This window comes from Vibrio sp. Vb1554 (genome assembly GCF_033344235.1).
Genome location: NZ_JAWPOJ010000002.1, coordinates 39,402 through 59,561, shown reverse-complemented (window position 1 = coordinate 59,561; position 20,160 = coordinate 39,402). Strand labels below are relative to the sequence as shown.

At 45.7% G+C, this 20,160-nt stretch carries 16 protein-coding genes and 1 pseudogene; 15 read left to right on the top strand and 2 right to left on the bottom strand.

What is annotated here, in order from left to right; all coding sequences use genetic code 11:
- The first annotated feature begins 126 nt into the window (after positions 1–126).
- From R8N28_RS02225 to choV, 14 genes and pseudogenes are all read left to right on the top strand, one after another.
- A complete protein-coding gene (locus R8N28_RS02225; protein ID WP_065275221.1) occupies positions 127–1,305 on the top strand; it encodes a thiolase family protein in 1,179 nt (392 codons plus the stop codon).
- A gap of 70 nt (positions 1,306–1,375) precedes the next feature.
- Complete coding sequence (locus R8N28_RS02220; protein ID WP_046264875.1) at positions 1,376–2,869, top strand: CoA-acylating methylmalonate-semialdehyde dehydrogenase; 1,494 nt, start codon at positions 1,376–1,378, stop codon at positions 2,867–2,869.
- Positions 2,870–2,962: 93 nt separating this feature from the next.
- Complete coding sequence (locus tag R8N28_RS02215; RefSeq protein WP_065275222.1) at positions 2,963–4,117, top strand: acyl-CoA dehydrogenase family protein; 1,155 nt, start codon at positions 2,963–2,965, stop codon at positions 4,115–4,117.
- A gap of 49 nt (positions 4,118–4,166) precedes the next feature.
- Positions 4,167–4,943, top strand: coding sequence for an enoyl-CoA hydratase (locus R8N28_RS02210; RefSeq protein ID WP_065275223.1), 777 nt, complete (start codon positions 4,167–4,169; stop codon positions 4,941–4,943).
- A gap of 10 nt (positions 4,944–4,953) precedes the next feature.
- Entirely contained in the window at positions 4,954–6,084 is a 1,131-nt protein-coding gene (locus R8N28_RS02205) for an enoyl-CoA hydratase/isomerase family protein (protein WP_065275224.1), read from the top strand.
- A gap of 19 nt (positions 6,085–6,103) precedes the next feature.
- Positions 6,104–7,000, top strand: coding sequence for a 3-hydroxyisobutyrate dehydrogenase (mmsB, locus tag R8N28_RS02200; protein ID WP_065275225.1), 897 nt, complete (start codon positions 6,104–6,106; stop codon positions 6,998–7,000).
- A 9-nt stretch (positions 7,001–7,009) separates the two neighbouring features.
- Complete coding sequence (locus tag R8N28_RS02195; RefSeq protein ID WP_065275226.1) at positions 7,010–7,768, top strand: SDR family oxidoreductase; 759 nt, start codon at positions 7,010–7,012, stop codon at positions 7,766–7,768.
- Positions 7,769–8,230: 462 nt separating this feature from the next.
- Positions 8,231–10,248, top strand: a pseudogene (locus tag R8N28_RS02190) (diguanylate cyclase).
- Positions 10,249–10,853: 605 nt separating this feature from the next.
- A complete protein-coding gene (gene betI / locus R8N28_RS02185; RefSeq protein ID WP_017820329.1) occupies positions 10,854–11,453 on the top strand; it encodes a transcriptional regulator BetI in 600 nt (199 codons plus the stop codon).
- Between the two features lie 18 nt (positions 11,454–11,471).
- Entirely contained in the window at positions 11,472–12,932 is a 1,461-nt protein-coding gene (betB, locus tag R8N28_RS02180) for a betaine-aldehyde dehydrogenase (protein WP_033906452.1), read from the top strand.
- A 180-nt stretch (positions 12,933–13,112) separates the two neighbouring features.
- Positions 13,113–14,828 (top strand): choline dehydrogenase, encoded by a 1,716-nt coding sequence (betA, locus tag R8N28_RS02175; RefSeq protein ID WP_005373209.1) that lies wholly within the window; start codon positions 13,113–13,115, stop codon positions 14,826–14,828.
- A 36-nt stretch (positions 14,829–14,864) separates the two neighbouring features.
- Positions 14,865–15,803 carry a choline ABC transporter substrate-binding protein gene (locus tag R8N28_RS02170; protein WP_005382646.1) on the top strand — a complete coding sequence of 313 codons (939 nt, stop codon included), beginning with the start codon at positions 14,865–14,867 and terminating at the stop codon, positions 15,801–15,803.
- A gap of 77 nt (positions 15,804–15,880) precedes the next feature.
- Complete coding sequence (choW, locus tag R8N28_RS02165) at positions 15,881–16,723, top strand: choline ABC transporter permease subunit (protein ID WP_005392552.1); 843 nt, start codon at positions 15,881–15,883, stop codon at positions 16,721–16,723.
- Between the two features lie 2 nt (positions 16,724–16,725).
- Positions 16,726–17,904, top strand: a complete 1,179-nt coding sequence (gene choV / locus R8N28_RS02160; RefSeq protein ID WP_042523602.1) for a choline ABC transporter ATP-binding protein — start codon at positions 16,726–16,728, stop codon at positions 17,902–17,904.
- A gap of 96 nt (positions 17,905–18,000) precedes the next feature.
- Here choV and R8N28_RS02155 read toward each other — a convergent pair whose 3' ends face one another.
- Positions 18,001–18,657 (bottom strand): NAD(P)H-dependent oxidoreductase, encoded by a 657-nt coding sequence (locus R8N28_RS02155; RefSeq protein WP_042523604.1) that lies wholly within the window; start codon positions 18,655–18,657, stop codon positions 18,001–18,003.
- A gap of 243 nt (positions 18,658–18,900) precedes the next feature.
- Here R8N28_RS02155 and R8N28_RS02150 point away from each other — a divergent pair, with 243 nt between their 5' ends.
- Positions 18,901–19,335: a globin gene (locus R8N28_RS02150; protein ID WP_017633662.1), complete on the top strand. Its 435-nt coding sequence runs from the start codon at positions 18,901–18,903 to the stop codon at positions 19,333–19,335.
- 41 nt (positions 19,336–19,376) lie between these two features.
- Here the strand turns inward: R8N28_RS02150 and R8N28_RS02145 are convergent, their stop codons facing one another.
- Complete coding sequence (locus R8N28_RS02145) at positions 19,377–20,159, bottom strand: slipin family protein (protein WP_005373196.1); 783 nt, start codon at positions 20,157–20,159, stop codon at positions 19,377–19,379.
- Position 20,160 lies beyond the last annotated feature (1 nt).

Here is a 20,160-nt window from a genome sequence, read left to right as displayed (position 1 = left end):
GAGCCTTGATATCACTCGCATTTACTCGAAATCAAAGAATCACTCGAACAAACAACAACCTCAAACTTGACGTTAACGTAAATGTTAGTATAGTTATGACGTAAACGTCAACAAAAGGTTAATGGAATGAAAAATGAAACATGGATTGTTGCCGCTAAGCGAACGCCTATCGGCTCTTTTCAAGGTGCATTAGCTTCAACAGATGTCACGGAACTCGGTGCGAAAGCCATTCAAGGGGCGCTAGCCGAAAGCCAACTCGATGTGCACAAAATAGACGAAGTGTTGATGGGGTGCGTTTTACCCGCCGGTGTGGGGCAAGCGCCGGCAAGACAAGCAAGCCTTAAAGCTGAAATGCCACAATCGGTTGGTTGTACGACACTGAACAAAGTTTGTGGATCGGGTATGAAAACCGTGATGCTGGCATATGACCTTATTCAATCTGGTAATGCGCATGCTGTCATCGCTGGTGGCATGGAAAACATGTCGTCTTCTCCTTATCTATTAAAGAAAGCGCGTGATGGTTTCCGTTTAGGTCACGAGCAAGTGCTTGATCACATGTTTTATGACGGGTTGCAGGATGCCTACCAAGGCGAGCTGATGGGTGTCTTTGCAGAACAGACGGCGCAAAAGTATCAGTTCAGCCGTGAAAGTATGGATGCCTGGGCGCAGCAGTCGGTGACTCGTGCGCAGCAAGCAATCGAGCAAGGTTTGTTCAAAGAAGAGATCGTGCCTGTTAACGTAAAAAGTCGGCGCGGCGAAACCTTGGTTGTAGATGATGAGCAACCGAGCAAACTCGACGTCACTAAAATTCCTACCTTACGCCCTGTGTTTGCCAAAGATGGCGGCGTAACCGCAGCAAACTCTAGTTCCATTTCGGATGGTGCGTCGGCAATGATCTTAGTCGATAGTGAGTTTGGTCGTCAGGAAAACCTTCAGCCTCTAGCCAAAATTGTCGCGTACAGCACGCATGCAAGACAGCCTGATGAGTTCACCATCGCACCAGTCTTCGCGATTGAATCGCTGCTGGAAAAAACGGGCTGGGACAAATCGGACGTGGACCTTTGGGAAATCAATGAAGCTTTTGCTGTCGTGACTCAATACGCGGTAAAAGCACTCGAACTGGACGAGAGCAAAGTGAACCCTCGCGGAGGGGCTTGTGCGCTGGGGCATCCAATAGGCGCAAGTGGCAATCGAATCCTTGTCACTTTGATTCATGCGCTAAAACAAACTGGTGGTAAGCGTGGCGTTGCATCGCTTTGTATTGGCGGCGGCGAAGCTACCGCTATCGCGATTGAAATCTGCTAAATCACTCTCAACAAAGTTTCACTTACATAACAGTAGTCAGTAACAAGCTGAAAAATACAAGGATGTCATCATGACAGAACAAGTAAAGCAGTATATCGGTGGTGAATTTGCCATCTCCGATTCAAAACAATGGCTAGATGTAACCAACCCGGCAACCAACGAAGTGATTGCACAAGTACCTTGTGCCACGGAATCGGAAATGAATGCGGCGATTGCCAGCGCAACAGAAACGTTCAAACGCTGGAAAGAAGTTGCAGCGCCGGAGCGTGCTAGATTGATGTTGCGCTACCAACATCTGTTAAAAGAGCAACACGATGAGTTGGCGATACTGCTTTCAAGTGAGACAGGCAAAACCCTCGCGGATGCAAAGGGTGACATTTGGCGCGGAATTGAAGTGGTAGAGCAAGCTGCAAACATTTGTAGCTCAATGATGGGCGAAACGGTTGAGAACGTCGCGACCAATATTGATGGTTACTCTTACATTCAACCGCTCGGCGTTTGTGCTGGCATTACACCGTTTAACTTCCCTGCGATGATACCATTGTGGATGTTCCCGATGGCGATCGCTTGTGGCAACACCTTTGTTTTGAAGCCGTCAGAGCAAGTGCCACTAACGGCAATGAAACTGGCGGAGCTGTTTGAACAAGCTGGCGCACCAAAAGGCGTATTGCAAGTTGTTCACGGGACCAAAGAGCAAGTCGACCGCATTCTGACTGATCCAGTTGTTCGTGCGATCTCTTTTGTTGGCTCTGTGCCCGTTGGTGAGTACATCTACAAAACAGGTACAGACAACCTGAAACGCGTGCAGTCATTTGCAGGTGCTAAGAACCACATGGTCATCATGCCGGATGCAAACAAACAGCAAGTCATCAATAACCTAGTTGGCGCGTCAGTTGGTGCTGCAGGCCAACGCTGTATGGCGATTTCGGTTGCCGTATTTGTCGGCGAAACCAAAGAATGGATTCCAGAGCTTAAAGAGGCGTTAGCTCAGGTTCAGCCTGGCGCGTGGGATGATGAAACCGCCGGTTATGGTCCACTGATTAGCCCTCAAGCGAAGCAGCGAGTGGTGAATCTGATTAATGAAGGCAAAGCGTCAGGCGCGAATTGTGTTCTGGACGGGACAGACTGCCAAGTACCTGGCTTCCCGAACGGTAACTGGCTGGGGCCAACACTGTTTACCAACGTGACCACAGACATGTCGATTTATCAGGAAGAAATTTTCGGGCCTGTGCTGTTAACTATGGAAGTGGATGACCTAGATGAAGCGATTGAACTGATCAATGCAAACCGCTTTGGTAATGGTACGTCTATTTTCACGGCGAACGGCGCTGCCGCGAGAAAGTATCAACACAATATCGAAGTAGGTAACGTAGGCATCAACGTGCCGATTCCGGTGCCATTGCCATTTTTCTCATTTACTGGGTGGAAAGGCAGCTTCTACGGCGACCTGCATGCTTACGGTAAACAAGCGGTTCGCTTCTACACCGAGACGAAAACTGTCACCGCGCGTTGGTTTGAAGATGACATTCCAAGCGGTCCAAACATGACCATTCAACTTAGCTAATTACTGGATTAGCGACACCTCTAGCCAAGCGCCACCGTTTAAGTGGGCTTGGCTCGGATACAAATGCAACGAATTAGACCTTAGGACTTCAAGATGGATTTTGAATTAAACGAAGATCAACTCGCGTTTGCCGAAGTAGCAAAGCAGTTTGCAGACCAAATGTTAGCGCCTCATGCGGCCGAGTGGGATGAAAACCATCATTTCCCTAAAGACGTACTGCGTCAAGCAGGTGAACTTGGCTTTCTGAGCATCTATACGCCGCCAGAGCATGGTGGTTTGGGATTGTCTCGTTTGGATGCGGCGATCATTTTCGAGCAGTTGGCTATGGGTTGTACCGCGACTACTGCGTTTATGACCATTCACAACATGGCGACGTGGATGATCACCAGCTTTGCCAAAGCCGAAGTGGCGCAGCAATTTAGCGCGGATCTAATTTCGGGTGAAAAGCTCGCTTCCTACTGTTTAACCGAACCTAATGCCGGCTCTGACGCCGCTTCTCTAACGACTAGCGCAGTGCGTGATGGCGATGAGTTTGTCCTCAATGGCGCAAAAGTGTTTATCTCTGGCGCGGGTGATACAGATGTATTGGTCGTGATGGCGCGTTCGTGTGGTGAAGGAGCGGGTGGCGTTTCTGCATTCGTTGTTCCTGCTGATTGCGAAGGCATTAGCTACGGTAAAAAAGAAGCCAAAATGGGTTGGAACTGCCAGCCAACTCGCATGATTACCTTCGAAAATGTCCGCATTCCGGCTGACTATCTGTTGGGTGAAGAGGGAGAGGGCTTTAAGTTCGCCATGCTTGGCCTTGATGGTGGTCGAATCAATATCGCTACTTGTTCCGTCGGTACTGCGCAACAAGCACTGAACGAAGCCAAGCAATACATGAACGAACGCAAACAGTTCGGCCGTTCACTGGCGCAATTTCAAGCGTTGCAGTTCAAGCTTGCTGATATGGCGACTGAGCTGGTCGCTGCGCGTCAAATGGTGCGACTCGCTGCCGCTAAACTCGATGCCCAGCACGCAGAAAAAAGTGCGTACTGTGCCATGGCAAAACGCTTTGCTACTGATGTGGGCTTTAAAGTCTGCGATCAGGCACTGCAAATTCACGGTGGCTATGGCTACATCAAAGAATATCCAGTCGAGCGCCATTTCCGAGACGTTCGTATTCACCAAATCCTTGAAGGTACCAACGAAATCATGCGTCTGATCGTCGCAAGACGATTACTAACGGAAGGCGTTGAGCTGCTTTAGTCAGCGAGACACAGCCTTACCTCAAGAAATTAAAAAGGACTGAAAGATTATGACGGCACAAATCAAATTAGAGCGCGAAGCGCATATTGCCAAGCTCACGATTAGTAATCCGCCAGCGAACACTTGGACGCTTGAGTCTTTGAATCAGCTAAAAGAGTTGGCGATTGAACTTAGCAATGATCGCTCTATTTATGCGTTGGTTTTAACAGGCGAAGGCGGGAAGTTCTTCTCTGCTGGAGCAGATCTTAATAACTTTGCATCGGGTGATAAATCACAAGCAGCAGACATGGCGTTCGCATTTGGTGAAGCGTTTGAAGCGCTTTCTGCATTCGATGGGGTTTCTATCGCAGCGATTAATGGCTATGCGATGGGCGGCGGTCTGGAAGTGGCGATGGCGTGTGACATTCGTATCGCAGAAGAACAAGTACAAATGGCACTTCCTGAAGCATCGGTAGGTTTGTTGCCGTGTGCGGGTGGGACACAAAACCTGACCGCGTTGGTAGGTGAAGGCTGGGCGAAGCGTATGATTCTATGTGGCGAGCGTGTGACGGCCGAGCGAGCGGAAAAAATTGGGTTAGTCGAAGAGGTGGTGGCGAAAGGTCAAGCACTCGAAGCGGCTATGGAGCTAGCACAGCGTGTTGCAGGTCAATCACCGAAATCTGTGTCTGCGTGCAAAACGCTCATTCAAGGTCGACGCAGCCAAACTCATGCAGCTGGATTGGTTTTGGAGCGTGAACTGTTTTTACAGCTGTTCAATACACACGATCAGACTGAGGGTGTGAATGCGTTTTTGCAAAAGCGCAAGCCACAATGGATAAACAGCTAGCGGAGGCCAAATGACAGGTACAGTAAATGTTTCAAAACTTGAGTGCGCTGATGGCTCTGTTATTGGTGTGCTAGAGCTTGATAACCCAGCAGCTCTCAACGCGTTGAGTTACGTGATGATTGAGAAGTTGTACAAACAGCTTAATGAATGGCAAACGGACGACAGCGTCGTCGCGGTATTCTTGCATGCTCAAGGTGAAAAAGCGTTTTGTGCTGGTGGTGATATTCAAGCGATCTACCGTGCACTTGAAAACAAAGAGCAAGACTTTGATTCTGCGTTTTCAGCGATGGAAACCTTCTTTGACCTCGAATATCGCTGTGATCATCTTATTCACACTTATCCAAAACCGATCATCGCGTGGGGGCATGGTTATCTGATGGGCGGCGGTGTGGGCTTATTTATGGGCGCAAGTCATCGCGTAGCAGAAACCACCACACGCTTTGCGATGCCAGAGATCAAGATCGGCCTTTACCCAGACGTAGGCGCTACCTATTTCCTAAATCAGTTACCAAAACATTTGGCACTTTTCTTAAGTTTGACGGCTTGCCAAATTAACGCGACAGACATGAAAGCGTTGGGATTAAGCCAATGGATTGCACAGCCAGAAAACAAGCAAGTGCTGCTGGATCTGCTTGCATCGGTAAGTTGGAAAGGTGAAGCGAACATCAACGAAAAAATCGCCACTACGCTGCGTTCGGTACACGTGGACGAGCCAACCGAAGGGATGTTGATGCCCTATGCGGAATTGATTGAGCAGTTATGTTCGGGTGACTTAGCGTCAATTGTTGATGCAATCAGCCGTGCTAACGTTGATAGCAAGTGGTTCGTCAATGCGCAGAAGTCACTGAACTATGGCAGTCCGTTGTCGCTCAGTATCACTTATCAGCAGTTAACGCAGTATCAAAACCTCTCTTTGAAAGCGTGTTTTGATATGGAATTTAACCTAACACTACGTTGTGGCTTAGAAGGTGATTTTAGAGAAGGGGTTCGTGCGCTGATTATTGATAAAACCAATCAACCGACTTGGCAACATCGCACGGTTTCTGACGTAACGCCACAAGTTTTGGAGCGCTTCTTCTCGCCAATTGACTCAGCAGAATACCCACTGACCGCATCGTCGGTAGCTATAGCGGCACTTTAGTACAAGGAAGAAATACGATATGGACAAAATTGCATTTATTGGCCTTGGTAACATGGGTGCGCCTATGGCTAAGAATCTACTCAGAGCGGGCTTGAATGTCGAAGTATTTGATTTGAACCCAAGCGCAGTTGAGGAGTTGACCGCATTGGGCGCTTCAAGTGCCGATTCCGTTCAGCAGGCAGTACAAGGTGTGGAGGTGGTTGTCACTATGCTGCCAGCGAGCCAACACGTTCAAAGCGTTTATCTTGGTCAAGATGGCATCTTAGATAGCGTCGAATCAGGTACCTTGCTGATTGATTCTTCCACCATCGATCCGGCGACTGCTCGTTTGGTTGGCGAAAAAGCATCGCAACTTGGTATCAGTTTTGTTGATGCACCAGTATCTGGTGGCGTTGCGGGCGCAGCAGCAGGTACGTTAACTTTCATTGTTGGCGGCTCACAAGAGAACTTTGTTCAAGCCAAAGCGGTGCTTAGCCACATGGGTAAAAACATCTTCCATGCGGGCGATGTTGGAGCTGGTCAGGTCGCGAAGATCTGCAATAACATGATGTTGGGCATTTTGATGAGCGGCACCTGTGAAGCACTCAATTTAGGGATGGAAAACGGACTCGATCCCAAAGTGCTTTCCGACATCATGTTGCAAAGTTCAGGGCGTAACTGGGCGCTAGAGCTTTATAACCCTTGTCCAGGTGTGATGGAAAATACGCCTGCAAGCAATGGTTATCAAGGCGGCTTTATGAGCCAGTTAATGGCTAAAGATCTGGGTCTTGCGATGGAAGCGGCGGTTGCCAGTCAAACATCAACGCCAATGGGCAGCTTGGCTCGTAATCTGTTTAATTTTCACAACGGTCAGGGCAACGGGCAAAAAGATTTTTCAAGCTTGTTTGAGTTCTACCAAAAGCAAAATCAGGCCTAAGGAGCGCTTATGGATCTAGCAAATAAGGTTATTGCGATCACGGGGGCAGGGCAGGGGCTGGGTAAACAAATGGCACTGTCACTGGCGGAAAATGGCGTTCATCTTGCGCTTATCGACCTCAATTCAGAGCAACTGGCTGAAACGAAAGCGGAATGTGAATCTCTCGGCGTTACCGCTCGTTTTTATGTGACGAACGTGACTGACGAACAGCAGGTGTGCACTGCTTTTGAGCAAATTGAGGCAGATTTCAAGCAGCTCAATGGCGTTATCAATAACGCAGGTATTATGCGTGATGGTATGTTCATTAAAGTCAAAGATGGTCAGGTTAACACGATGTCGCTGGAACAATTTCAGTCTGTTCTAGATGTGAATGTAACAGGCACTTTCCTGTGTGGCCGTGAAGCGAGCAAGGTAATGCTGAACACCGATAGCAAAGGGGTTCTGATCAACATATCCAGCGTTGCGCGTGCCGGGAATATTGGTCAAACCAACTATTCAGCATCTAAAGCGGCGGTAGCCACCATGGCAACGGTGTGGGCGAAAGAGTTAGGGCGTTTCGGAATTCGCTCAGTGGCGATTGCTCCGGGTGTCATCAAAACTGCCATGACAGACCAAATAAAACCTGAAGCGATGGAACGTTTAATCGGAATGATTCCGGTTGGACGTTTAGGTTTGGCGGATGAAATTTCATCGACCATAAAATACGTGTTAACCAACGAATTCGTGACCGGACGAGTGTTCGAAGTCGATGGCGGAATGCGAATGTAACCCCCTCTGCAACATAAAAAAGGGGAGCGAGTTTGATTGTCCGCTTCCTTCCACTTTCTTCTTTCTTTTATTGCTTCTATCTGAAAAATGTATTGGATGCATGGTCGACTGCTATCTCATCGAACGGTATAAAAATTGATTCTATTTCTAATGTGAATGGTTAGTTCTATATTGCTTGTCATGTAAATGTATTAACTCACAACTAAGACGATCTTTTGTCTCACTAACGAGATCGTTATTCTTGGTGTGTAAAAAACATTCTTATTGGTCATATTGTAACCGAAAACTATTTCGGCATCTAAAGATGGTGATTTATTATTCAGCGCAAAATACATGGGAATATGAGGCTGACTGAATAACCTTCAGTTGTCTTAATAATAAATAATCAGAATTCTCAATTACACTGAAGTAACTACCCATTAGGGAAGAGCAATAATGTCACTATTTCATTCGCTTAGGACGATGCCGCTATTATTGGGGTGTCTGTGTTTTTCTGTTCAGGCCTCCACAGAAAAGGTGGAACAGGAAGGTAAGTTTTTACAGTCGTTAGAAGGCATCGAAAATCAAATTTACGCATTACCTCAGAGTTCTTTAGCTTTGATTGAAGCGTTAGAAGAAGAGTCTTTACTACAAAACCAACCAACAGCGCTGTTGGTGCGTTACTGGCTTGCCAAGGCCACGGTTTTAGAGCTGCTAGGGCGCGTAGAAGAGAGTCAGAGTGTCGTTCAAAAAGGATTGGAGCTTGTGCGTCCACAGAGCCATGAGTATCTCCTGTTTAAGTTGATTCAGATGCGAACTATGGTTGGAAAGAGCGATATCGATACCGCGCTGCGTTGGATAGCTTGTTGGAAACATCGCGTGAGAATGGTGATAAGCAACTTGAATCAGAAATCCTGTTGCTAAAAGGACGCTATTACGATGAGCAAGGTGAGTTTAAAAAATCCTATGCTGCACTTATGTCGTCCATGGATGCGGCTGAATCTTCAGGTGTTCACGGGTTGGTCGAACGTGCAGCATTAGAGCTAGGTGACGTGCTTGTCAAAATTCAGGGCTACGACCGATCTGAGGCGCTTTTGGAACAAGCATATCGCTACTTTAGGGATAGGCGTATGTCGTTCAATGAGTTGTTGAGCGTTTTGACGATAGCGAAACTTCATAAAGCACAGTTCCAATACGAAGAGGCGATAGCGTCATATCAGCGAGCGTTAAAGCTGGCTCAAATTATCGGTGATGGACGCTTTAGATTTCGAGTTAACCTTGAACTTGCAGCTTTATATCGCGAGACGAATCAAGAAAAGAAGATGGTTAACCACTTGAAGCTGGCGGAGAATTTACAGTACAGAGAAACGTCTAGCGCGTATTTGGCAACATTTAAGTTGTTACAAGCCGAATATATGTTAGAGCAGCAGCAATTTGAAATACTTTTAGCGATGATCGCGCCAATGCTGCCGGAGATTATAGAGAGTCGATACGTCAAGCAACAGCAAATGGAGCTACTAAAAGTCGCCGCTATGGCCTATGCGGGAAGCAATGACTTTAAACTAGCATTCGAAACTTACGGTAACTATCACGATAAATTTATCCAATTTAGCAATCAAAGAGAAGTTGAAAATCTTGAGCGCCAGCAGACGTTATTTGAGTTGGAACGACTTGAATATGAGAACGAAGATCTCAATTGGAACAATGTGTTGCAGCGTATGGAGCTAGAAAATAACCGTCGTACTTTTTACTTATTGGGTGAAGCGCTACTTGCGCTCATCGGTGTTCTATTTTTGATGGCGGTAGTATTTCTCGTCGTCAATCGCTCGCGTTTGAGAATGCGTCGCCTCGCAAAGACAGACACATTGACAGGGTTGTTCAATCGCCGTTTTTTAGAGGACTGGTTCACTAAGCCAGTAGAAGTGAGGCGTGAGCGAAAAGAGAAACCGGTACCTCAATCTAAGCAAGAAAAGATACAACACTTTGTTTTTGAGCAAGTCGAGCAAGTTAAGTACGGTTATCTAGCTTTAAATAAATGGGTAGATAGCAAACTCGATAAACAGAAAATGGTGCCAAATAAACCACAATCGGGGCCAGTAACTTTAGCGTTAATCGATGTGGATTATTTCAAGCAGGTAAATGATACCTATGGGCATGTGTTTGGAGATACCGTACTAACGGGCGTTGCCAAAGTGTTGGAGGAAACTGTACGTGAGAACGACATTGTTGCTCGCTTTGGTGGTGAAGAGTTTGTTGTTGTTATGCCCAATACAGACCATAAAAACGCCCTTATTACTGCAGAACGTTTACGTAGCGCTTTATCCCTACATGGCTTTGTTACGGAACAGAAAGAAGAAGTGAGAGTGACCTGTAGTTTTGGAGTCGTTACCACTGAAGATAATGAGATGAGTTTTAAATCACTTTGCGATCAGGCCGATAAATTGCTTTATCAAGCGAAAGCGAACGGACGCAACTGCGTGAAAGGTCGCTCGCTAGCGTAACAGAAATCAAAAGTTCAGGCTCATCGCACGATGAATCTGAACTTATCCCTCCCATTTACTTTGATAGCCAAGTGACTTTGAGATCCTTGCTTCGAATATAAAACGCTGAATCTAACATCTTAAAGTCACTTGGCGATATTACTTAAAAATGGCTTAAGGATATCGAATCGCATATTCATGGCGTTCAATATAACCTCTCTTTTTGCCTCCTTCACCTTCAAAGTGCGAATGCCACTTGTGTATACAAAACTATAACAAACTAGTGTGTCTATTCTTTGTACAAACAAACCATGTACAGGTGAAATGATTAGTGGTCGATATAAATTTTTTGTGGCACAGATTTTTGTTGTTCAAAAATTAACTCGTTCATCATCGTTTTAAAAATAGAGAAAGAGTTAAGTGTTTGATTTTGTTTTTCTTGTTTGTTTGTTCTTAAACTGAAATCTAGTTATCCCAACAAGTTCTTACCGAGAGATTTTTCGTACACCCTCAACTTTTCATCCTTTTTTACTAACATTTTTCTTTAAAAATAATTTGAGTTCGAATTAATTTTCAGGCATTTTATATTTAACTAACCGTTCAATTAAAAATAACAGGGACGCAAAATGCCAAAGGTGGGGATGCCTGAAATCAGAAAACCGCAGCTTGTGAAAGCGACAATGTCAGTGATTGATAGAGTCGGTTTACACGCGGCGAGTATTTCGTTAATCAGCAAAGAAGCCGGTGTATCAACGGGGATTATCAACCACTATTTCGGTGGTAAGCACGGATTGCTGGAGGAAACGATGCGAGAAATCTTGCGTCAGCTTTCGTCCACTATCACACAGAAGTTACGTGAGCTGCCAAGTGATGCTCATCACCAAAGAATTAATGCAATCATTGACGGTAACTTTGTCGGCTATCAGGCAGAAAACCAAGTTGCTAAGACTTGGCTGGCGTTTTGGTCGTACTCAATGCATGACGAGCAGCTCAAGCGTTTACAGCGTGTCAACGAACGACGTCTATTGTCCCACCTAAGAAAAGAACTCAAAGCATTATTAAATGCAGAGCAGGCTGAATTGGTTGCTCATGGTATTGCATCACTTATTGATGGAATTTGGCTGCGCGGAACGCTCAACCCGCAAGGCATTGATGCAGAAAGAGCGAGAATCATCATCAACGATTATCTCGAAAAACAACTTACGTTTTATTCTGAAAAAATATAAAAGTTACAGGTCTTCAAAATGGAAATGAAAGCACACTATATCAATGGTGCGATGTACGACGGGTGTTCAGATGAACACTTCACCACTTACAATCCGGCGAATGGTGAGCCATTGGCCAACATTAAACAAGCGAACCAAGACGATCTTCAAGCAGCGATTGAATCGGCAAAGAAAGGTTTTGCTGCATGGTCGGCGATGACTGCGATTGAGCGCAGCCGTATTTTACACAAAGCCGTTGCCATTTTACGTGAGCGTAATGACGAGCTGGCTGCATTGGAAGTGGCAGATACTGGTAAGCCCATTCAAGAAGCTATCGCAGTTGATATAACAACAGGTGCCGATGTTCTTGAGTACTACGCTGGCCTTGCTCCAAGTCTACAAGGTGAACAGCAGCCACTCAGCGACGATCAGTTTTTCTATACACGTCGTGAGCCATTGGGCATTTGCGCGGGTATTGGCGCTTGGAATTATCCAATTCAAATTGCGATGTGGAAATCGGCGCCAGCACTGGCTGCGGGCAACGCAATGATCTTCAAGCCATCAGAAGAAACACCATTAACGGCGCTTAAGCTCGCCGAAATTTATTCAGAAGCGGGCATGCCAGATGGCGTATTTAATGTCGTGCAAGGGGATTACCGAGTAGGACAGATGCTAACGGCGCATCCTGATATCGCAAAAGTGTCATTCACGGGTGAGTCAGGCACCGGTAAAGTCGTCATGAGTGACAGCGCTAAGACACTAAAACAAGTAACTATGGAGCTTGGTGGTAAGTCTCCACTGATTATTTTTGATGATGCGAAGTTAAACGATGCCGTTTCTGCGGCCATGGTGGCGAACTTCTACACCCAAGGTGAGGTTTGTACGCACGGTACACGTGTATTTGTCCATGAAGGTATTTATGACGACTTTATCGCACAGCTTAAAGCCCGAACCGAGCTGTTAGTCGTCGGCGATCCGCTTGATGAGAACACGCAAATTGGCGCGCTAATCTCCAAAGATCATGAATCGAAAGTTCTAGGAGCGATTGAAGCCGCGAAAGCGAGTGGCGCGACGTTACTCACTGGCGGCTACAAAGTAACAGACAATGGCCTAGCTAATGGTAACTTTGTTGCTCCAACCGTATTTGTCGATTGCGATGATGACATGAACCACGTTCAACAAGAAATCTTTGGCCCGGTAATGTCAGTTCTGAAATTCCGCGATGAGTCGGAAGTGATTGCGCGTGCAAATGGCACCGATTATGGCTTAGCGGCAGGTGTATTTACTCAAAACCTATCTCGTGCGCACCGTGTGATCCATCAAATTCAAGCGGGTATTTGTTGGGTGAACACATGGGGTGACTCACCTGCGGAAATGCCAGTTGGCGGCTACAAGCAATCAGGTGTTGGCCGTGAAAACGGAGTCGAAACCCTTAAACATTACACACAAACGAAGAGTGTTCTGGTTCAGCTAAGCGACTTCGAAAGCCCTTACAAATGATACTACTCATAGTAGATAACTGACCACTTTAGCTTGTTAAAATGCTCGATAACTACGTTGTCAATTTTGATTGTAGGTTAACTACTTATCAAAATTTCCGCCTTGTTCTCAAGCATTTTTCCTACGCTAATTTCGTTCACTTATCTACGGTGATGAGTATTAACTCCTAGGAGAATAAAAATGCAACAACACTACGATTACATCATCGTCGGTGCGGGTTCGGCCGGCTGTGTGTTAGCGGATCGCTTAAGTGAAAGTGGTCAAAATTCGGTCCTATTACTCGAAGCGGGTGGGTCGGATAAAAGTATTTTTATCCAAATGCCAACGGCGCTTTCTTACCCGATGAACACTGAAAAATACGCGTGGCAGTTTGAGACGGTTGAAGAGCAAGGGTTGGATGGTCGCCAACTTCATTGCCCTCGCGGAAAAGTTCTGGGCGGTAGCTCATCTATCAACGGCATGGTTTACGTTCGCGGACACGCTTGTGACTTCGACCAGTGGGAAGAGGAAGGCGCGAAAGGCTGGAACTATCAGTCGTGTTTGCCTTATTTCCGTAAAGCAGAGTCTTGGATTGGTGGTGCTGATGAATATCGGGGCGATCACGGTCCAGTCGGCACATGTAACGGCAACGATATGAAGCTCAACCCGCTGTACCAAGCTTTTATTGATGCAGGCAAAGAAGCGGGCTACCCAGAAACAAAAGATTACAACGGTTATCAGCAAGAGGGCTTTGGTCCAATGCATATGACCGTCGACAAAGGCGTGCGCGCTTCAACCTCTAATGCATACTTAAGCCGTGCTAAAAAACGCAAAAACTTCACCCTAATGAAGAGGGTGACGGTTCATCGAGTTTTATTAGAAGAAACGGGTGCAGAAGGAAAGAAAGCGGTAGGCGTTGAATTTGAAAAGTCAGGTTCAATTCAGCAATGTTTTGCGAATAATGAAGTGATTTCGAGTGCGGGTTCGGTTGGCTCCGTTCAGCTGTTGCAGCTTTCAGGCATTGGCCCTAAGGCAGTATTGGAAAAAGCGGGCATTGAGGTGAAACACTCGTTGGAGGGGGTAGGTAAAAACCTGCAAGATCACTTAGAAGTGTACTTCCAATATCACTGTAAGCAACCTATCACGCTCAACAGCAAATTAGGTTTGGTGAGCAAGGGCTTGATTGGCACTGAGTGGATATTAACTCGCAAAGGCCTTGGTGCTACTAACCACTTTGAATCGTGTGCATTTATCCGCTCTCGAGAAGGGCTAAAGTGGCCAAATATTCAATATCACTTCTTGCCAGCGGCAATGCGTTATGACGGGCAAGCTGCTTTTGATGGTCATGGTTTCCAAGTGCACGTTGGACCTAACAAGCCAGAAAGTCGCGGGTCGGTCGAAGTTGTCTCTGCGAATCCGAATGATAAGCCGAAGATTGAGTTTAACTACATTTCCACTGAACAAGATAAGCAGGATTGGCGTGATTGTATTCGCCTTACTCGCGAGATCCTCAATCAGCCAGCCATGGATGAGTTTCGTGGGGATGAGATCCAACCCGGTCTGAACATCACAACGGATGAACAGATTGATGAATGGGTGAAGCAAAACGTCGAGAGTGCTTACCATCCATCTTGTACCTGCAAAATGGGCGCAGATAACGACCCATTAGCCGTCTTAAATGAGCGATGCCAAGTACGCGGTATTCAAGGCTTGCGTGTGGTGGACTCTTCTATTTTCCCAACCATTCCGAACGGTAATTTAAATGCGCCAACGATTATGGTGGCAGAACGCGCCGCGGATATGATTTTGGATAACGCCCTAGAAACGTCGAACAACGTACCAGTTTGGATTGCACCGGACTGGCAAGAGATGCAACGAATGCATCCGCCAAAAAGAGATCTCGATTCGATCTCATAAAATGAAAAAGTCAGTAATCATTACAAGGAATTCAACATGTCTAAGATGACAAAAATCTTCTCAACAATTGCACTAAGTACTTTAGCAACAGGCGCTTACGCCAACCAATGTGAAACGGTTCGTTTCGCAGATGTAGGTTGGACTGACATCACAGCGACCACTGCCGTTACATCAGAGTTACTTAAAGGGTTGGGGTACAAAACGAAGACCGATCTTCTGTCTGTGCCTGTAACTTACTCCTCTATGGCTAATGGCGATATCGACATTTTCTTAGGTAACTGGATGCCAACGATGGAAGGTGATATCGCGAAATACCGTGATGCAGGTACTGTTGAAACCGTACGCGCGAATCTCGTTGGCGCAAAGTACACGCTAGCGGTTCCAAAATACGTTTATGACGCAGGCGTAACCAACTTCGCTGACCTAGTAAAACATGCCGACAAATTTAAAGACCGCATTTACGGCATTGAACCAGGAAACGATGGCAACCGCTTAATTCAGTCAATGATTGATAGTAACGCATTCGGCCTAAAAGATTTCAGCCTAGTTGAGTCCAGTGAAGCTGGCATGGTGTCTCAAGTATCACGTGCCGCACGCCGCAATCAATGGATTGTGTACCTAGGTTGGGCGCCGCACCCAATGAATAGTAACGTTGAAATGGAATATCTAGCGGGTGGTGATGACTTCTTCGGTCCTAACTACGGCGGCGCGAACGTCTACACAAACGTACGTAAAAATTACCTCGCTGAGTGTCCAAATGTAGGTCAGCTAGTGAAAAATCTAGAGTTTAACCTAGAAATGGAAAATGAACTGATGGAAGCGATTCTTAACCAGAAACAGAAGCCATCAAAAGCAGCGCAAGCATGGTTGAATGCAAACCAAGAGCAAATTGAAGCGTGGCTAGAGGGCGTGAAAACGGTAGATGGCCAAGATGCGCTAACAGCTATTACAAACTACTTAAAAACAAACGCTTAATAAGCAGTATTTGAGCTCGTTTTTTTAAAAGAAAGTGGGCAGAGTTTTGCCCGCTTCATTAACACAAAGGTTTTATTTTGAATTTTATTACGGACAACAAACTACCGTTGGGCCAATGGATGGAAACTGGCGTCGATTGGTTAACCATCAATGCATCGGGTTTTTTCGATGCAATCTCTATTACACTTGAAACGATCATTCTTTTCGTGGTGGACATTTTTAAATGGATGCCACCTGCAGCGCCAATCATTATGACGGCGGCAATTGCTTGGTTCTTACATCGCAGCATTCCTCTTGTCGTATTTATCGTGTTGGCCTTACTCGCAATTCTCAACCTTGGTTACTGGCAAGAAATGCTGGAAACCTTTGTCCTTGTGTTTGCAGCGACAACGATTTCCGTATTAATTGGCGTGCCGTTGGGCATTATGGCGGCGCACCGTCCTTGGTTATACACCTTGTTGCGGCCAATACTCGATTTGATGCAGACCGTACCGACATTCGTTTACCTAATTCCAACCTTGGTTCTGTTTGGCTTAGGTATTGTCCCGGGTCTAATCTCGACCATCATTTTCGCTATCGCTGCGCCAATTCGATTGACGTACCTCGGCATTATTAAAGTTCCGGAGGAGCTACTTGAAGCGGGTAAAGCATTTGGTGCCAGCCGCATGAAGTTGCTGTTTAAGGTGGAGTTGCCTGCGGCATTACCAAGTATTATGGCCGGTGTTACGCAATGTATTATGTTGTCTTTGTCTATGGTTGTCATTGCGGCGCTTGTTGGTGCTGATGGGCTTGGTAAGCCAGTCGTACGTGCACTGAATACGGTAAACATTTCACAAGGTTTTGAAGCGGGTTTAGCGATTGTACTCGTTGCCATCATTCTTGATCGCTTGTGTAAAGCACCAAACCAGAAGGAGGCATAATCATGGACGCTATTACTATTAAAAATCTTGATGTCGTTTTTGGTCAGCAACAAGCACAGGCGCTAGCACTACTAGATCAAGGGAAGTCTCGACAAGAAATCATTGATGAAACTGGCCAAGTGGTTGGGGTTGATAATGTTTCGCTGAACGTGAAACAGGGTGAGATCTGTGTCTTGATGGGGCTTTCGGGCTCGGGTAAATCAAGTTTGCTGCGAACGGTTAACGGATTGAACGATATCTCTCGTGGCTCTCTGAAAATCAAAGATGGCGACGATATGGTTGAGCTCTCTAACTGTGACGAACAGAAGCTGCGCCACCTTCGTACGCACCGCGTGTCCATGGTGTTTCAGAAGTTTGCATTGATGCCATGGTTAACGGTGTTAGACAATGTAGCGTTTGGTCTAGAGATGCAAGGCATTGGTAAAGCTGAGCGCCGTAAAAAAGCGCGTGAACAGCTCGAAATGGTCGGTTTGTCTGAGTGGGAAACGAAATTCCCGCACGAGCTCTCTGGTGGTATGCAGCAGCGTGTTGGCCTAGCGCGAGCGTTCGCGATGGACACAGATATCTTGTTAATGGATGAGCCGTTTTCAGCGCTTGACCCATTGATTCGTGCTCAGCTTCAAGATGAATTGATTCTGCTGCAAGAAAAGCTAAACAAAACCATTCTTTTTGTGAGTCACGACTTGGATGAAGCACTTAAAATCGGTAACAACATCGCCATTATGGAATCAGGAAAGCTGATTCAACATGGCAAGCCAGAACAGATCATTCTTGCTCCAGAAAACGATTATGTGGCGGACTTTGTTGCTCACACTAATCCATTAAATGTGCTGAAGGGACGTTCCTTAATGCGTGACGATTTGGTTCGCGAAGATACGCGTGTTCTGATTTGCCCTGACAAAGATATTTGGGTGATACAAGAGAGCAAGGGGTTAAGTTTAGCGGATAAAGATAAATCGTTGATTCAATGGAAGAGCGACTCTTCGAACCTTGACGAAGTTAATGAAAACTCTCTGGTTCAGGTTAGTCCAGAAATCAGTATGCGAGAAGCGATTGAACTTAAACAGCGTAGCAATCAGCCTCTGCTTATGGTTGAAGATAATAAGTTGGTTGGTGTGTTAAGCGACAATGAGCTTTACGATGCATTGCTTGGTAATTTTAAGTCAGAGCAAGTTGCGTAACGTTGACGCAGAACCAAGTAAAAAAGAGCCGCACATTAATGCGGCTCTTTTTAGTTTAAACAATGATTTAAGTCGCTAAGCTAAGACAATGGTCGACTATAGAGTCGTAATTACGTCATCCATTGCAAGGCGTGCTTTTGGAAGACCATGATTATAATCTTCCCCATCTTTATGGTAGCCAATTGCCAGCGCAACTTCACAAATATGGCCCTCGAGCTCTTCTTTAAACTCTTCTCCAATCAGAGCCGGATCGACACCTTCCATCGGTGTTGAATCAATGCCTAGTCGTGCCAATGTGTGTAGTAGGTTGCCTAGTGCCAAATAGACTTGTGCTTTTGTCCAGTTTCCGTTGAAGCCATTTTCGTCCGTATTTGCATCGGCAAAAGCGTAAGCACCCATAAAGTTGTTGTACATCTCCGCTGGCAAGTGGCCAGATGTTACTTCTGCATCCACACGCTTCGCAAATTTCTCTTTAGTAAATTTAGGATCGTAAGCAAACAGAATCGTATGTGATGCGGCTTTCGCGTGTGGTTGGTTAAACTGGTGCATATTTGCAAACGTATTGTGGAAACGTTGCTTCGCTTCATCACTTTCAATAACGATGAATTTCCATGGTTGTGAGTTGATAGAAGACGCCGACAAACGCAGTGCTTCTTTGATTATCGCCATGTCTTCTTGAGAAACGCGCTTGGTTTCATCATATTTTTTTGCAGTGTAACGGTTATTTAGATCGGTAATGATTTGATGGGACACGTTTATATCCTCTTTATGTGATGACAGATGAGGATGCACTAGCATCGAAAACCATGCGTACCTCGAATATGGGTTCATGATAATGGATATTTTTTCATTGATAAGAGGGTGTTTATTTAAATCACTTTTTACTTTTTGTTGAAAATCGATGTGAGTTGATCGATTTGAAACTTAAAAGTCCTTATTTGGAAGCTTTTATTTGATATTAAATTAAACTCATATTGAGGCGTAGGGGAAAGCAACATGAACGTGATTGAAGTTTTTAATGATAGTTATGAACGTTGTACTTCAGATCAGGAGTTTTTCGACTTGTTCTACAAAAATTTATGGTCGAAAAGCGCCAACTTTAGACAGAAGTTTGACGGTATAGACATGCACCAACAAGTGAGAATGCTTAGAGGGTCTATCGTGTTTTTTATGATGGCAGATACCTCGACCGAAGCGCACAAAATGGTGGAAAAGTATGGGAAAAAGCATGCAAGTGCAGATATTGGTATAGAGCCGCAGGATTTTGATGTTTGGCTTGAGAGTTTGTTAGAAACGGTTCGGCAGTGTGATTCTGGGTACGATGCCGATGTTGAAACCGCTTGGCGAACATGCTTTAAAACGGGCTTAGAAGTAATGAAACAAGAATGTGATAAAGAAGATGGGCACATCCTTAAAGCGAGTACCAAATAAGGAAGTAACGTGAGTGGTCGTTACTTCCTAGGGGCAGAATCTTACTTATCTTGTGTCTCTTTATTCTTTTTCACCGCTTCGGCGATATCACTGACAGCTTCGACAAGATTGATCGGCATTGGAAAAATAATAGTGGATGTTTTGTCTGTAGTGATTTCAGTGAGTGTCTGCATGTAACGTAATTGCAGTGCATTCGGTGCTTCGTTGAGCATTTGCGCTGCTTCTTTTAATTTATTTGAAGCCTCTAACTCACCAGTAGCGTGAATGATCTTCGCCCTACGGTTACGTTCTGCTTCTGCCTGACGGGCTAGGGCTCTGACCATGCTGTCATTTAAATCAACATGTTTGACTTCAACCGTAGCAATCTTGATTCCCCAGTCATCAGTCTGTTGATCGAGAATGGATTGTAAATCCTTATTGAGGCGTTCTCGCTCTGATAGCAATTCATCGAGTTCATGCTGACCCAATACCGAGCGCAGCGTGGTTTGTGCTAACTGACTGGTGGCATCGCTGTAGCTTTCAATATTGTTAATCGCCATTTGAGGATCGACTACGCGAAAATAAACGACCGCGTTGACGCGCACAGAAACGTTATCTTTGGTAATTAAATCTTGTGTCGGCACATCCAAAACGACAGTACGTAAATCAACCCTCACCATTTGCTGAATAAATGGGATAAGGATGATCAAACCAGGTCCTTTGACTTCTTGAAATCGACCAAGAAAGAACACAACCCCACGTTCGTATTCTCTCAAAACCTTGAACATTTGGGTCGCTAGTGCGAACAGCAGCACCACGATCACCGCAACGGTATAGAGCATCATA